Raw genomic sequence first — 13,157 nt, forward strand, 5'->3', positions numbered from 1 at the left:
CCACCATATTCAGCTCTTTTCAAGTTTCTTTTTAAGGGCTTCTTCCACAGCTTTTTTGTGTATTTCCCCGGATTGGTGGATGCCTCCGGTGTTTCCCCTGACGGCTCTGCATGGATATTGTTGTATCAGAAGGCCGGCCCTGGCAGGTGCATCTTCTACCTTAGTCCCCACAAGTTCCCTTGCCATATGCCAGGTACTTCCACATGGAGCCCCGCATAATACCTCCACAGACCCTATTAATCCTTTGTCGGTATCGATCTTAAGTACAGGGGTTGAAAGACAGGAACAAAGATCTTTAGTTTCCGGTTTTTCCTTAAGTGTGCAGCATATTTCCTCGACTTCAATGAGCATGCCATATTGTTCGGAGATCCTCTCGAGTTCCACAACCGGTGCCTTTGAGACTCCTCCGGGAACTATAAGGGCTTTAACACCTGCTTTTCCTGCCCGGTGCGCTATTGCCACTGTAAGATCGGGATGTAGTGAATATGTGACAACGATGTCAGCTCTGAAAACAGAATCGTCTATGTCAAGTTCCTCCAGAAACTCTTCAGGCTCGTCAATAAGGTCAGGTAGTATCTGAGGTAAGTCAGTATAGAGCACCTGCATTCTTGTCCTGGAAATGATGGTCTCTATCAGACGTTTCCCATATTTTCCCCGGGTGATCACTCCAATCGTTGTCATTGATTATCCTTCTCAGGGTTATTTTGCTTTGCATATATGCCTGCCGGGATAATATATGCAACCATATAGTATATTTATCATTAAATATATTGTTTGTTTGAGGTGCTATTATGGACGACTATGATCCCACGAAAGTATATTTCAGATGCGATACCTGTGAATTCATATTTATGGAGAATCCTGACCTTTTCCCGGTCATGTGTCCCCAGTGCGGCAGCGAGAACGTCTCCAGAACCTGATCAAGATCTCACTGTTATCCCGGAACAAATAATCTAAATAGTATCCATTTACTTTCAGTGTTGATGTCAATGAAAGGAAAGCTCATTACACTGGAAGGTATAGACGGTTGTGGGAAATCAACGATAACTGCCCGTCTGAATTCTAATCCGAAGTTCTCTGAATTTATTTTCACAAGGGAGCCAACTACCGGATGGATAGGTGAGGCAGTGAACCGGGCGATACATTCGGATACCGATGACCTTGCAGAGCTTTTGCTTTTCACAGCAGACCATGCCGAGCATATCTCCAAACTTATTGTCCCGACTCTTGAGAGTGGAAAAAATGTCATATCAGACCGATATTCCGGAAGCCGTTATGCCTACCAGGCCGTGACACTTAAAGGCCGCTTTGCGGACCCTCTCAGATGGATACAGGGCATACACGAAGGCTGGACAATAGTTCCGGATTTGACAATACTTTTTGATATTGACCCGGAAATTGCAGTTGAAAGATGCGGGAACCGTGGTGCTCAGACCAAATTTGAGAAAACCGACTTTCTCAGGGAAGTAAGGTCCAATTACCTGCGTCTGGCAAAAGAAGATCCTGAAAGGTTCCTGGTGATAGGTACTGACAGGCCGGTGGATATTGTTGAAAAGGATGTTCTGGATGCCATCTTTTCCCTGACTGGTATCCTGCAGGAATAACTGTGCAGAAGAATATGGATAAAAAAAGAAATAAAGTAAAATGAGGTTATAACCCGTTCTCGTCAGAGAACCTGATAAGTGCCTCACCAAGCACACGGGCGTATTTGGGATTGAGATTGAAACGTCCCCTTTTCTGTCCGCCTCTTTCCTTGGCGATCTCTATGTATTCTTTCTCGTATTTTTCACTTGAGGCGAGGGTGATTGTAAGGAACCAGCCGCCTCCCATCTTTATCTCTGCATAGTCTTCGCCCACATCTATTATCTGTTCTGTTTCTTCCTTGTCTGCCATGATCACACCGGTATTATATCATTATTAACTCATTGCTGAACCATTCGGAGGGGTATTGAGCCGTTATGCAATGCAGTTGCCACGAGCGCTCCTTTTACACCGATCTCTTCCAATGCTTCGATGTCCTCCACATTGCGTACACCGCCACCGAGCAGTATATTGTGGTCTGAGATATCAACTATCTTACTTAAGAATTGTGAATCCACACCACTTGATGTCCCGACCCTGTCAAGGTCCAGGATGATTATGTCGTCAAGTTCATAATCATTTAAAAGTTCGACTATCATAAAAGGGTCTTCCGGCATGGAAGGATCGTTTGTCAGTATCTTTCCCTTCCTCTTGTCAATGCTGACATTCACCCTGCCGGGATACAGGGAACTTACCTGCTCTATCGTATCAAGGGATGCGGTCTCTGTTCCAAGGACAACTGAGTTCACTATCTCCATTACATCCTCTGTTTCGGAAACTGTCGTAACACCAGGGTCAAGCATCACTTTTGCTTTTCCGGCAACGTTCTGTATTATATCAAAGTTCTTTTCCCTCTTGCCGATATTCTCAAGAAGATTGAGATCTGCGATGTATACCTCTGCCGGTTTTACAGTGTCGACTATCCTCACGGCATCAGAGGTATTGCATATATGGCTGGAGAAATGTATGGGCTTGTACTCACTGCGTGTACCACCCTGCGCATGAACTACGGTACGGTTGAATATATCAAGAACGAAAATGATACGAAACATATATAATTGATACATCTGTCATGCTATAAAAAAGAGGTCAATACTATGAAATTACTTGTCAGTCCGATCAGCCCTGAAGAGGCAATTGCAGCACACAAAGGAGGTGCTGACATCATTGATGTGAAAAACCCTAAAGAAGGTTCCCTGGGTGCTAATTTCCCGTGGGTCATACGATCGGTGAAAGAAGCCATCAATTCGGAAAAACCCATCAGCGCCACGATAGGTGATTTCAATTTCAAACCTGGAACTGCTTCTCTTGCGGCCCTGGGTGCGGCAACAGCCGGTGCCCATTATATAAAGGTGGGGCTCTATGATGTCCAGACCGAGGAGCAGGCGCTGGAGATGCTTGTAAATATCACAAAGGCCGTAAAGGATATGGATCCTGAAAAGAAGGTTGTCGCATCAGGTTACTCTGATTATGAACGTATCAATTCCATTAATCCTCAACTCCTTCCAGCTATCGGCGCTAAGGCAGGTGTTGATGTTGTTATGGTGGACACCGGTATCAAGGACGGCCGCTCAACCTTTGAGTTCATGACCGAGGAAGAGCTCACACAGTTCACAACAGCTATCCGTGAGCAGGGACTTCTGTCCGCACTTGCCGGAACCCTCAAGTTCGAGGATCTCCCGGTACTCAAGCGCATCCAGCCTGATATCATCGGTGTGCGCGGCATGGTCTGCGGCGGTGACAGGACGTCCGTCATCAAGGCAGAACTTGTCGAGAAGTTGAAGAATGAGATGTGATCTGATCGCATCTGGTCATATTTTTGTCAGTTCCTGTAACGTTGACATTTTTTCTTTTATTATCCCTGAAATTCCAAAATATTAAATCATAGGCCTGCTCAATATATTGCAAATGAAGACTATTGATACCATAAGATGGGATATAATGGTGATGCAACTTGACTGAAGAGATCACCGTCAGCGTTGGTCAGGCTTATCCCCGGGATGCAGGCAGGGGAATTGCCAGGCTTGATAAGACTCTTATGCAACAGATAGGTGCCATAAGCGGTGACATCATCGAGATAAAGGGCAAGGAAAAATGCTATGCTGTGGTCTGGCCCGGTTATGTTGAAGATGCAGGTAAGGATCTTGTACGTATTGACGGGAACCTGCGCAACAATGCAAGGGTGGGTATTGATGAAAAGGTCACTCTTCGCAAGGTTCAGATAGTCGAGGCGGATTCTGTGACCCTTGCTCCTACCCGGGAGACTCATCTTGTCGGAGGGGCACGTTTCATTTTAAGGATACTTGAAGGCCGTCCGGTTGCAAAGGGACAGAACATCCGTGTAGAGACGGTAAACAATCCCATTTCTTTTGTTGTGCTTTCCACCAAACCATCCGGTCCGGTGGTTGTGAGCCGTAACACCCAGATACAGCTTCGTGAAAAAGCTGCTATCGCCGAAACTACTGCAGGTCAGGTCACTTATGAGGATATCGGTGGTCTTCAGCGGGAACTGGGGCTTGTGCGCGAGATGATCGAGCTTCCGCTGAAACATCCGGAACTGTTCAACAAGCTTGGCATCGATCCGCCAAAGGGAGTGTTGTTGTTTGGACCTCCAGGTACCGGCAAGACCATGATAGCAAGGGCTGTGGCAAGTGAGACAGATGCCAATTTCATATCCGTCAGCGGTCCGGAGATCGTGTCCAAGTATTACGGGGAGAGCGAGCAGAAGCTGCGGGAGATATTCGAGGAAGCCCAGCGCAACGCTCCTTCTATCATATTTATCGATGAGATCGATTCGATCGCTCCAAAGCGTGATGAGGTAATCGGGGAAATGGAGCGCAGGATCGTTGCCCAGTTGCTTTCCCTGATGGACGGCCTTGCTTCAAGGGGTAAGGTCATAGTTATCGCTGCCACAAACCGTCCCAATTCCATAGATGAGGCACTGCGCCGGGGAGGCAGGTTTGACAGGGAAATAGAGGTAGGTATCCCGGATTCTGCGGGCAGGCTGCAGATCCTTTATGTGCATACAAGGGGCATGCCTCTGGAGGAGGGACTGGAGCTGAAGGAAATTGCAGCCACGACCCATGGTTTTGTGGGAGCAGATCTTTCATCTTTGTGCAAGGAGGCTGCAATGCATGCACTGAGGCGCTTGCTTCCTGAGCTTAAGATCGATGATGTTGAGGATGAGATACCGCCGGAGTTCATGGAAAAGCTGGAGGTTGTCAGGAAGGATTTTGATGAGGCGCTGAAGAACATAGAACCTTCTGCCATGAGAGAGGTCTTTGTGGAAGTGCCACATGTAAGCTGGGAGGATATCGGCGGGCTGGAGGCTGCCAAACAGGAGTTGGTTGAAGCTGTGGAGTGGCCCCTGAAATATCCGGACCTGTTTGATGTGGTCAGTACCAAGCCACCTCGCGGGATCATGTTGTTCGGTCCTCCGGGAACCGGTAAAACAATGCTTGCAAAGGCTGTGGCAACGGAGAGTGAGGCCAATTTCATCAGTATAAAGGGTCCCGAACTTCTCAGTCGTTATGTCGGAGAGTCCGAGAGGGCTGTGCGTGAGACCTTCCGTAAAGCAAAACAGGCAGCTCCGACCATTGTTTTCTTCGATGAGATCGATTCAATGGCTTCAGAACGTGGTTCAAGCATAGATGCACATACAACCGAGCGTGTGGTAAGCCAGATACTCACCGAGATAGACGGAGTGGAGGAACTGAAGGATGTTGTGATCATCGCAGCCACCAATCGGCCGGATATTGTTGATCCTGCCCTGCTTCGACCGGGGCGCTTTGACCGTCTTATATACGTACGTCCGCCGGACAGGCCGGGACGTGAAAAGATCTTCAGGATCCATCTGGCAGATAAGCCTCTTGCACCTGATGTGGATCTCCATGAACTTGCAGAGCTGACCGAAGGTTATGTGGGTGCAGACATCGAATCCATCTGCCGTGAAGCCTCAATGCTGGCTCTGCGTGAGGTGATCACACCCGGTATGAGCTCTGAGGAAGCCATGGAAAGAGCCGCCGTTTTGAAAGTCACAGCCCGGCATTTCCACAAAGCCAAAAAACGCGTCAAACCAACCACTTCCCGCAGCGCCATGAGTTTCTACGAACAGGCGGCTGAAGCCTTTGCCAGGTACGCTGCAAATGAGGAGGAAAAAAGTCTGGGAGAGGATGAGCGGGCATATCAGTGAAATTCAATACCCAGGGCAATGCAATTGTTAACGGTGCACATATCAGGCAGACAGCCGCAGACATGGAGTGGTATCTGTCAGATCACCTCGGCAGTACCACTTTGCTGATTAACGAAAGTGGTCTTGAGGTAGAGCGCACCGAGTACTATTCATACGGTCAGGTACAGTCCGGCGGTCTGGACTGATTAAAGAAAAAACAGCTTAAAGTCTGCCCCCATACACCCTCGTGTATTTCAAAGAATCTGTCCTTAATCAATACTTACGGTAGATTTTACTCCTATGTCCCACTTCAATAACAAAAATGACCAGTTTCTCTCCTTCAATACTCATAATGACACGATAGTCTCCAACCCTCAGGGAGTAAAGTGGGGTGTTCGGAGATCCTTTGAGTTTTTTGACGTGTGTTTTCGGATTTTCACTGATCTCTTTGATCGATTTTACTACTTTTTCCGCAACGTCCTGGGGAATACCCTTAAGGTCTTTCAGTGCAGCGTGAGAATAGAGGATCGAGTACATCACCGAAGCCCCAGTTCAGCCTCTACTTCTTCCTGTGTGTAATATCTTCCACGTTTGAAGTCTTCCAGTGCCTCTTCTATCCTGCTGATGGTCTCATCACTCAGAGGCTCCTGGTCGTATGCCATATCCACAAGGCGGGAAACCACTTCATTATATGTTTCCCTGGGGAACAATTTTAGTTTATCAAGGCTATCTTTCAGGCGGGGGTCTATTTTTATAGTTGTAGCTGCAGTCATATACTACAGTATAATATGGTATACTATAAATCAATTTTCAAAAACATATTATCTATTCTATAGCTGCTTCTTTGAGGCCGAAAGCACCGAATACTTCCCGTACGGCCAGGTGCAGTCCGGTGGATTGGAGAAGTATGGATTTACCGGCCAGGAGAATGATATTGATACCGGGTTGATGTACTATGGTGCACGCTACTACTCACCTGAGTATAGGGTGTTTGTGCAGCCGGATACGATGCTGCCGGACCCGTATAATCCACAGGCTCTGAACAGGTATGCTTATGCGCTGAATAATCCGGTGAAGTATACTGATCCGAGCGGGCATATACCACAGGTTGCAGCAGCATTAGTTGGTGCTGGCTTGGTTCTTCTGACCGCATGGTCTTACTATGACTTGGTACAGACTGCAATAGCTTGGAATAAGCGTGATCCCGACGTGAGCACAAAAAAATTAATGGTCAATATAGCTCTTACATTGCCAGTTTCTGGAGGAGGAGCAGCTAAATTAGTCCTCAAACTTGGTAAACAGAAAAAATTGATGAATGCTGCAAAAGAAGGAGTAAAGGCGGAAGGAGTTATAGGTGGCCTTAAAGTATATAGAAAAGGCCTATCTGTTAGCACCGCCGATCTTGCATTATATGCTTCTACGGACGGAGCTTTTTTCGCAGTGTCACGAGGAATCAACTATCTTGATACTACTGTAGATGCTACGGTTGAAGAAAATACCATTGGCGGAACAAGACTAGGCGATGCATTAAATTGGGGAAGTAGCACCAAGGATTCAATTTCAACTTCTGCAAGTAACTCCAAGGATTCAATTTCAATTACTGTAAGTAAAGCTACAAATTCAATTTCAACCACTGTAAGCACAGCTACAAACTCAATTTCAACCTATATAAGTAAAACCAAGGATACAATAATAAAATGAGCCTTAACCATTAATGCTCTTTACTCTTTAATTTAACAATAAATCTCTTTTATCCTTTCTTTTCCTTAAAATTTGCTTTTAATGACTTAAAATTCGAATTTTCTAAAAGCACTTTGTGATCTTATAAGATCATTTCTTTGTACTTTGAAAGCAGTTAATGCTGTCAATAATGCAGCAATGTTGCCTATGGTCACAAACATCCTTGCAGCTTCTATGCCTCTAGTCAGCGTTTTTGAGCGATTATACCCAACAACTTCAAATGAGTTCTTACGTTCGACTGTAGTCCTTATGTCATATATTTTTTGAAGAAGAGGATGATATTTTCTTGGAATGAAATCTGCTCTGAAATGGTTACCCCTATCACTTTTCAGAATATTTCCCACACTATTGGATCTTGCAGCTATTACTGGAATTATCCCCCGATTAATGACTTCAATATTTGATCTATAGCTATCTGGACCTGCATCTGCCAATAGAATAATTGGCCTTCTTGACTCTGGTAATTCAAAGTTTCGAACCGTTTCCTGAAATACAGTATTATCATTTTTACTTGCATCAACTGCATCCCAATATACTGGCAATCCAAATAAGGAATCTACAATACAAGTATCAGTGTATCCAGTTCCTGACAATATATTATATGCTCCTGATCTTTTCACATATTTTCCAGAATCAGGATCTGAAGTCAGACCTGTTGATCTATTTTTAACTCCATTGCAATTACATTTGATAAAACGTCTATCCCATGTCCATATCTTATCAGCGATCAATCCCAGCTCTCTGCATTCCTGGATCAATAGTTGTGCATATTTCAAAAGATGGACTGAAACCTTATCTAAACCTCTTCTGTAAGATGATAATGATAAAATGTCATTGTTGTGAATTCCTATTTCCTTTTTCATTGTTCTATTTTGATTATAATCTCTTATAAAGCCTTCAATATTAGGATAAGCAAGTTTACATCTTGCAATTTCCAATTTAACAATGTTTCTCATATTCAAAACTTCTGATTGTGGTTTGTATGCCATATCCTTTTGAATAGAATCATAAAATTCATCAACAGAAGGGTTTAAGACAAAAAGATGATTCAAATATCCTTTGAAGTTTCCATAAGAATTAAAGGCCATTATTTGGTTTAAAGGTATATCTTCATTACCTTCGACATAATTATTCGTGGTTCTTGGAAGCTTTTTATATGGCAATTTGATTTTGTTTTTGATAATATTGATATTTTCTCGTGAAAAATCAGTGATCATTCTTTGGAATATATGCAACAAGCGCCGGTTTGATGCAAGTCTGCATTTTTTACTTTTCACATCTGCACTTACAACAGATATTTTAAATTTTTCCGGATTGTGTAAGAATTGGTCGATGATGGAATCTCTTGATTCTTTATTCTCAATTGGTTGTGAATAATCGCTTAAAAAAGATTGATCTAAATAAAATGATCTATATTTAAGTGCTTTTGCAATTGGTTTTGCGAATTTGCCAAACAATTTCTGATATATTTTCTGCCCTTTTAGAGTTTTCAAACTAATTTTTATGTTGCTCGATATTTGAGGAAAATCATTGAATTGTAATGCATAAATTTTATATTCTTTAGAGATTATTGTAAACATGGTTATGCCTATATAGAGCTTATTTTTGGGTAACAACTTAAATAATGCTTTAATTAGGCATAATCCTTTCTATTAGTGTTCAATTTCGTTTTTAAAGTCAAATATAGTAAATTTATTATGAATAAATACATTATAATGTATTAATTGGCTATAAAAGAGATTTTAGAGTAAATGGTTAAGGCTCAAATCAGTAAAGAATTTATTCAGGAGGTAATATATACAAGTCGTCAACCACTAATGAACAGAAATGATAGCCATGTTTAAAAGGTGATCAGATGGATGAACCAGTTTTCGAGCTCACGACCAAAATCCCAAAAGACAAACTAGTGTACACCATCTGTAATTTTTACAGGACAATGAGTCACAAAAAAATAAGACTTGCTAGAGAGACAGCAGATGATATCATCTTTGAAGATTACGATCCATTGGTGAAAATAGATAATGTATATGGGATTTCAAAAATTAGTGTGCATACTTATAAGAAAAAGGAAAATAAGCATGTGTTTTTTGACTCTGTGAACATAACTTTTGCAGATGAAGGAGCTACAACCAAAATAATGTGGTATGTAGGCCTTGGCTTTAAAAGATGGCATCTGCTTGGTCTTGTATATCTTTTAATAGTTTTTCTTGCTTCAACATATTTTGCATGGATTATATGTCCCGCAGATTCCCCATGGCACCGATATTGTTTTACCTTAGCTTTTCCCAGTTTCCTTTTCCTATTTATTTGGCCAATGTATTACATTATTTTTAAGCGCAAGGGCAAGAAACTCAATTCACACCCGGATACACAGAAATACAGAAAGGATTTTGAAGAATTCATTCGCAAAAAAGAGAAGGAATTGCTGTCTGAGAGATACTGAGTGGATAAAATTAATCCAGGCATAATCACTGCTCCAGTCATCAACGACGCAAACCAGTTAAGCGAGGTCCTTCATTCCGGCAATCAGCTACTTCTTCCGCGACGACGAACGTGTAGCCAAGCAGACAGCCAAAAGTACGGATACACTCCTGACATCCACCCTCAGACCTCTTCAAAGTTATCACTGATACATCTATCTACATATCACCAATCAATGATACCTATCACTGATACTTATATATAGTTATCACTATATAGAGATAACAAGAATGACACAACAAAGTGGAGAAGAACAGGACGATACCCGTACGTACATCATGGATCATCTGGGTATTCCTGTGGGTGCAGGACTCATTGGATCAGGAACTTACCTGAACGATTTGCCTTTCAGTCCCGATATGATACTGGAAGAAGGAGACATGCTCTATGTCATCGCAATAAAGTCCAGAGTAACGTTTGACGTGATATCGCGGCTGAATCTCTTCCGTGAGCTATGGCAACGAGAGAAAGGGAATGGAAAACAGGTTGCACTTGTAGTTGCTGCGAAATACATCCCGAAGATGGAAGAAGAGCTAATGGAAAAACTGGGCATAAGCACAATAAAGCTTCCCCGGTCATTTATCTCTGAAAGCAGGGAACAGTACACATCTGCCGGACACAGGATTACATCTGAGAAATCCTGGAAAGTAGTATCCCGTCTGCTGAAGGAGAAAAAGACATCAATAAGGCAACTCTCTCTAATGGAAAACGTATCCTACGGCTGGGCACACAAAACCGTCCGGGCACTCATGCAGCAGAACATCATCAGTCAGGATAATGGTCATGTCAGCATCTCCGATGTCAACAAGCTCCTGAATGGCATTGCCTGGGAACGTCCGTTCTCCAATCTCATGATCGACAAGATACGAGTCTGTTTTAAAGAATCCACGACAGCCGCAAAAGAAATAACATCGGCCTTTGAAAACCAGAAAGATATACCCTTCGGGTTCACATCCTATACCGCCGCATCACTGTATACAGGTTATGGGGTACGTCATGATGCCGTATATCTCTATATAAAGGAAGAACACCTCGGTTACTTCAGGGAACTGTTCGCGTCCGATTCTGATAAGGGAGTCCTGGCATACATATACCGTATTGACAGGGACGTTTTCCGGGATGCCCGTGGAAAGGAAGGTATCAGGATAGTATCTCCTTCCCAGACACTGCTCGACCTGGCAGGAATGGGCTACTCTGCAATGGATATGACAAAGCAGTTGGTGTCGGTCTATGCCACAATATGAACCCACACAAAGGATAATTGCTCTTTCTCTGGAAGAATTAAATGAAATTATCCGGCATATCCATGAAAAGAATGATGATATCAAAAACCCGAATACCGTGCTCATCGGTGGCTGGGCAGTCGATTCCTATAACCCGTGGTTCGGGTCTATCGATATCGACCTTATCACAAGCAGCAGGATACGCAAGAGCATAATGTACCATCTGAGAGAAAATAGGGACTTTAAGCCCTACAGACTTCCCGGCATATCCACAAGTGTCCAGAAAATGACCGACGCTGGACCGGTGATCATCGACTTTGCTACCTGGCAGAAACCCTTTCCCTTTGAAGGAATTGATGACATTTCTCTGGATTTTCGCATCATTGAAGGAAAGACTGAAATGAGAACAATCCGTGGCGGTATTGAGATAGCCGTTCCAAACCGGGAAACATTGATCATCCTGAAACTGAAAGCCATATGGGACCGGCAGTACAGGATCGAGAATGAACTAAGCGATGATTCTCTGTGGGAAAGTGGAAAACTTGTAAAGGACAGGGCGGATGTCCTTGCACTACTCGATCCCGGTCACGGTGGCAGAGAACTGGATATATATGTGTTTGGTGAGCTGCTAAAAAAGTATCCTTTCCTTGAACGATCCTTGCGCACCGCATATGAAACAAATGAAGGACTCGAAAAATATGGCAGATTTTCGCAAAATACTGCCGAAGCTACAATAAAGCAACTATTGTCTTTGGTTCAATGAAATCATGAAAGTACAAGTGACAGTTGAGCGAGGTCCGTCATTGCGGCAACAATACCCTTGCAGAAAAGTACTGGTACGACGGAAACGACAGGCGGGTCAAAAAGCAGAACTCTGCCGGGGAATTCACCTACTATGTCAACCAGTTCTACGAGATCGAGAACGGCACAACAACCAGCTACTTCTTCCGCGACGATGAGCGCATTGCCAGGCAGACAGCCAAAGGCATGGAGTGGTATCTCTCGGATCACCTGGGCAGTACCACTTTGCTCGCCAACGAGAGTCTTGTAGGTGACTAGCAAAAATACTTAAGCTTATTCTGCCCTTTTATATATGTGGGCCAGGCCCGATAAACTGTTCATCTATGAAGGTAATCACATGCTAAGACAGCGTTTTGTTCTGGATACTACTGCTCTGACCGATCTGCAGGCAAGGGAGAGGCTGGGAATGGATGGCTTATGTGAGGGGATGAAGGAAGTGCTTGGGCTGATAGCCAGTTCCAGGCTAAACCTTGGGATCAGCTGTTATGTGCCGTTCCCTTCTGTATACAATGAACTCCAGGAGTTTGCCAAGAACAACAGCTGTGATACAGAGGTCATTGCAAAGATCGATACCTGGCTTGTGAAGAAAGCTCCTGACCGGTACAATGTACAGATACCATCCAAGGTCTTCCATGAATATGTATCACATATGCGTGAACGTATCAACAAGGGAATGGTCATTGCCGAGGAAACCATCTGGGACGCTGCTACTGAATGCCTGCTCATCGATACGAAGGCACAGACGAAAAAAGATATAGATTTCGATATTGAGCGACGGGTTATCGGTGGTCAGATCGGCAAATTCAGGAACAAATACCGTTCAGCCCTGCGTTATGGCATTCTGGATAGTGCTCCTGACATTGATGTGCTCATACTTGCAAAGGAACTGGATGCTGCGGTCGTAGCCAGCGATTTCGGGATACAGAAATGGGCAGAGGAACTTGGCGTAAGGTTTGTACCTGCAAATACGTTTCCAATGATACTGCAGGAGTATCTAAAGCATGCTGACTCATATGTGAAGGATAGGTCTGAAAAGGAATAGTTATTAACCGGCTATTGTCATAACACTATTCAACAATAACATAATTCAACATGGTAAGTATCATTTATTGATTGATATACTGTTATTGTTTTCAATAAAATATTATCATGGGAGTGGT

The 13,157-nt window shown here is 43.6% G+C and carries 17 protein-coding genes; 11 read left to right on the top strand and 6 right to left on the bottom strand.

All coding sequences use genetic code 11. The features are described 5' to 3' along the window. Positions 1-9 precede the first annotated feature (9 nt). On the bottom strand, positions 10-681 hold the full coding sequence (locus V7O64_RS11435; RefSeq protein ID WP_407355518.1) for a DUF166 domain-containing protein: 672 nt from the start codon (positions 679-681) through the stop codon (positions 10-12). 110 nt (positions 682-791) lie between these two features. On the opposite strand from V7O64_RS11435, the gene V7O64_RS11440 reads away from it, so the two are divergent. Continuing rightward, on the top strand, positions 792-920 hold the full coding sequence (locus V7O64_RS11440) for a hypothetical protein (RefSeq protein ID WP_407355519.1): 129 nt from the start codon (positions 792-794) through the stop codon (positions 918-920). Positions 921-989: 69 nt separating this feature from the next. Then, the gene (tmk, locus tag V7O64_RS11445) at positions 990-1,604 is read left to right on the top strand and encodes a dTMP kinase (RefSeq protein ID WP_407357332.1); all 615 of its coding nucleotides are present in this window, start codon (positions 990-992) and stop codon (positions 1,602-1,604) included. Between the two features lie 46 nt (positions 1,605-1,650). Here tmk and V7O64_RS11450 read toward each other — a convergent pair whose 3' ends face one another. Together V7O64_RS11450 and V7O64_RS11455 are read right to left on the bottom strand one after the other, a co-directional pair. Beyond that, the gene (locus V7O64_RS11450; protein ID WP_407355520.1) at positions 1,651-1,893 is read right to left on the bottom strand and encodes a hypothetical protein; all 243 of its coding nucleotides are present in this window, start codon (positions 1,891-1,893) and stop codon (positions 1,651-1,653) included. A 29-nt stretch (positions 1,894-1,922) separates the two neighbouring features. Further along, positions 1,923-2,633: a HisA/HisF-related TIM barrel protein gene (locus tag V7O64_RS11455; protein ID WP_407355521.1), complete on the bottom strand. Its 711-nt coding sequence runs from the start codon at positions 2,631-2,633 to the stop codon at positions 1,923-1,925. A gap of 45 nt (positions 2,634-2,678) precedes the next feature. On the opposite strand from V7O64_RS11455, the gene V7O64_RS11460 reads away from it, so the two are divergent. The 3 genes from V7O64_RS11460 to V7O64_RS11470 all read left to right on the top strand — a co-directional run bounded on the left by V7O64_RS11460 (position 2,679) and on the right by V7O64_RS11470 (position 5,958). Then, positions 2,679-3,377 carry a (5-formylfuran-3-yl)methyl phosphate synthase gene (locus tag V7O64_RS11460; RefSeq protein WP_407355522.1) on the top strand — a complete coding sequence of 233 codons (699 nt, stop codon included), beginning with the start codon at positions 2,679-2,681 and terminating at the stop codon, positions 3,375-3,377. 158 nt (positions 3,378-3,535) lie between these two features. Then, positions 3,536-5,773 carry a CDC48 family AAA ATPase gene (locus V7O64_RS11465; protein ID WP_407355523.1) on the top strand — a complete coding sequence of 746 codons (2,238 nt, stop codon included), beginning with the start codon at positions 3,536-3,538 and terminating at the stop codon, positions 5,771-5,773. After that, positions 5,770-5,958, top strand: a complete 189-nt coding sequence (locus tag V7O64_RS11470) for a hypothetical protein (protein WP_407355524.1) — start codon at positions 5,770-5,772, stop codon at positions 5,956-5,958. Before V7O64_RS11465 ends, V7O64_RS11470 begins: the two co-directional genes overlap by 4 nt. Positions 5,959-6,025: 67 nt before the next feature. On the opposite strand, the gene V7O64_RS11475 is transcribed toward V7O64_RS11470, so the two are convergent. Together V7O64_RS11475 and V7O64_RS11480 are read right to left on the bottom strand one after the other, a co-directional pair. Next, positions 6,026-6,289 (bottom strand): type II toxin-antitoxin system RelE family toxin, encoded by a 264-nt coding sequence (locus tag V7O64_RS11475; RefSeq protein WP_407355525.1) that lies wholly within the window; start codon positions 6,287-6,289, stop codon positions 6,026-6,028. Continuing rightward, positions 6,289-6,525, bottom strand: a complete 237-nt coding sequence (locus V7O64_RS11480) for a hypothetical protein (RefSeq protein WP_292464156.1) — start codon at positions 6,523-6,525, stop codon at positions 6,289-6,291. Before V7O64_RS11480 ends, V7O64_RS11475 begins: the two co-directional genes overlap by 1 nt. A 25-nt stretch (positions 6,526-6,550) precedes the next feature. Here V7O64_RS11480 and V7O64_RS11485 point away from each other — a divergent pair, with 25 nt between their 5' ends. Continuing rightward, a complete protein-coding gene (locus tag V7O64_RS11485; protein ID WP_407357333.1) occupies positions 6,551-7,453 on the top strand; it encodes an RHS repeat-associated core domain-containing protein in 903 nt (300 codons plus the stop codon). Between the two features lie 86 nt (positions 7,454-7,539). Here the strand turns inward: V7O64_RS11485 and V7O64_RS11490 are convergent, their stop codons facing one another. Beyond that, positions 7,540-9,108, bottom strand: a complete 1,569-nt coding sequence (locus V7O64_RS11490) for a transposase (RefSeq protein ID WP_407355124.1) — start codon at positions 9,106-9,108, stop codon at positions 7,540-7,542. 239 nt (positions 9,109-9,347) lie between these two features. Between V7O64_RS11490 and V7O64_RS11495 the strand changes: the two genes are divergently transcribed. The 5 genes from V7O64_RS11495 to V7O64_RS11515 all read left to right on the top strand — a co-directional run bounded on the left by V7O64_RS11495 (position 9,348) and on the right by V7O64_RS11515 (position 13,039). Beyond that, positions 9,348-9,935: a hypothetical protein gene (locus V7O64_RS11495; RefSeq protein ID WP_407355526.1), complete on the top strand. Its 588-nt coding sequence runs from the start codon at positions 9,348-9,350 to the stop codon at positions 9,933-9,935. Between the two features lie 268 nt (positions 9,936-10,203). After that, positions 10,204-11,217, top strand: coding sequence for a hypothetical protein (locus V7O64_RS11500; RefSeq protein ID WP_407355527.1), 1,014 nt, complete (start codon positions 10,204-10,206; stop codon positions 11,215-11,217). After that, positions 11,204-11,959 carry a hypothetical protein gene (locus V7O64_RS11505; protein ID WP_407355528.1) on the top strand — a complete coding sequence of 252 codons (756 nt, stop codon included), beginning with the start codon at positions 11,204-11,206 and terminating at the stop codon, positions 11,957-11,959. The genes V7O64_RS11500 and V7O64_RS11505 overlap by 14 nt, the downstream gene beginning before the upstream one ends. Before the next feature lie 23 nt (positions 11,960-11,982). Next, on the top strand, positions 11,983-12,255 hold the full coding sequence (locus V7O64_RS11510; RefSeq protein ID WP_407355529.1) for a hypothetical protein: 273 nt from the start codon (positions 11,983-11,985) through the stop codon (positions 12,253-12,255). 79 nt (positions 12,256-12,334) lie between these two features. Beyond that, positions 12,335-13,039: an RNA ligase partner protein gene (locus V7O64_RS11515; RefSeq protein WP_407355530.1), complete on the top strand. Its 705-nt coding sequence runs from the start codon at positions 12,335-12,337 to the stop codon at positions 13,037-13,039. Positions 13,040-13,157: the final 118 nt, after the last annotated feature.

Origin of the sequence: Methanolobus sp. WCC5, assembly GCF_045690325.1 — an archaeon.
In the GTDB taxonomy this organism is placed as follows: domain Archaea; phylum Halobacteriota; class Methanosarcinia; order Methanosarcinales; family Methanosarcinaceae; genus Methanolobus.

What these genes read in the sequence shown, in the direction of transcription:
- V7O64_RS11435 (WP_407355518.1), bottom strand. Translation starts at nt 681, where the DNA reads ATGACAACGATTGGAGTGATCACCCGGGGAAAATATGGGAAACGTCTG.
- V7O64_RS11440 (WP_407355519.1), top strand. Translation starts at nt 792, where the DNA reads ATGGACGACTATGATCCCACGAAAGTATATTTCAGATGCGATACCTGT.
- tmk (WP_407357332.1), top strand. Translation starts at nt 990, where the DNA reads ATGAAAGGAAAGCTCATTACACTGGAAGGTATAGACGGTTGTGGGAAA.
- V7O64_RS11450 (WP_407355520.1), bottom strand. Translation starts at nt 1,893, where the DNA reads ATGGCAGACAAGGAAGAAACAGAACAGATAATAGATGTGGGCGAAGAC.
- V7O64_RS11455 (WP_407355521.1), bottom strand. Translation starts at nt 2,633, where the DNA reads ATGTTTCGTATCATTTTCGTTCTTGATATATTCAACCGTACCGTAGTT.
- V7O64_RS11460 (WP_407355522.1), top strand. Translation starts at nt 2,679, where the DNA reads ATGAAATTACTTGTCAGTCCGATCAGCCCTGAAGAGGCAATTGCAGCA.
- V7O64_RS11475 (WP_407355525.1), bottom strand. Translation starts at nt 6,289, where the DNA reads ATGTACTCGATCCTCTATTCTCACGCTGCACTGAAAGACCTTAAGGGT.
- V7O64_RS11480 (WP_292464156.1), bottom strand. Translation starts at nt 6,525, where the DNA reads ATGACTGCAGCTACAACTATAAAAATAGACCCCCGCCTGAAAGATAGC.
- V7O64_RS11495 (WP_407355526.1), top strand. Translation starts at nt 9,348, where the DNA reads ATGGATGAACCAGTTTTCGAGCTCACGACCAAAATCCCAAAAGACAAA.
- V7O64_RS11500 (WP_407355527.1), top strand. Translation starts at nt 10,204, where the DNA reads ATGACACAACAAAGTGGAGAAGAACAGGACGATACCCGTACGTACATC.
- V7O64_RS11505 (WP_407355528.1), top strand. Translation starts at nt 11,204, where the DNA reads ATGCCACAATATGAACCCACACAAAGGATAATTGCTCTTTCTCTGGAA.
- V7O64_RS11515 (WP_407355530.1), top strand. Translation starts at nt 12,335, where the DNA reads ATGCTAAGACAGCGTTTTGTTCTGGATACTACTGCTCTGACCGATCTG.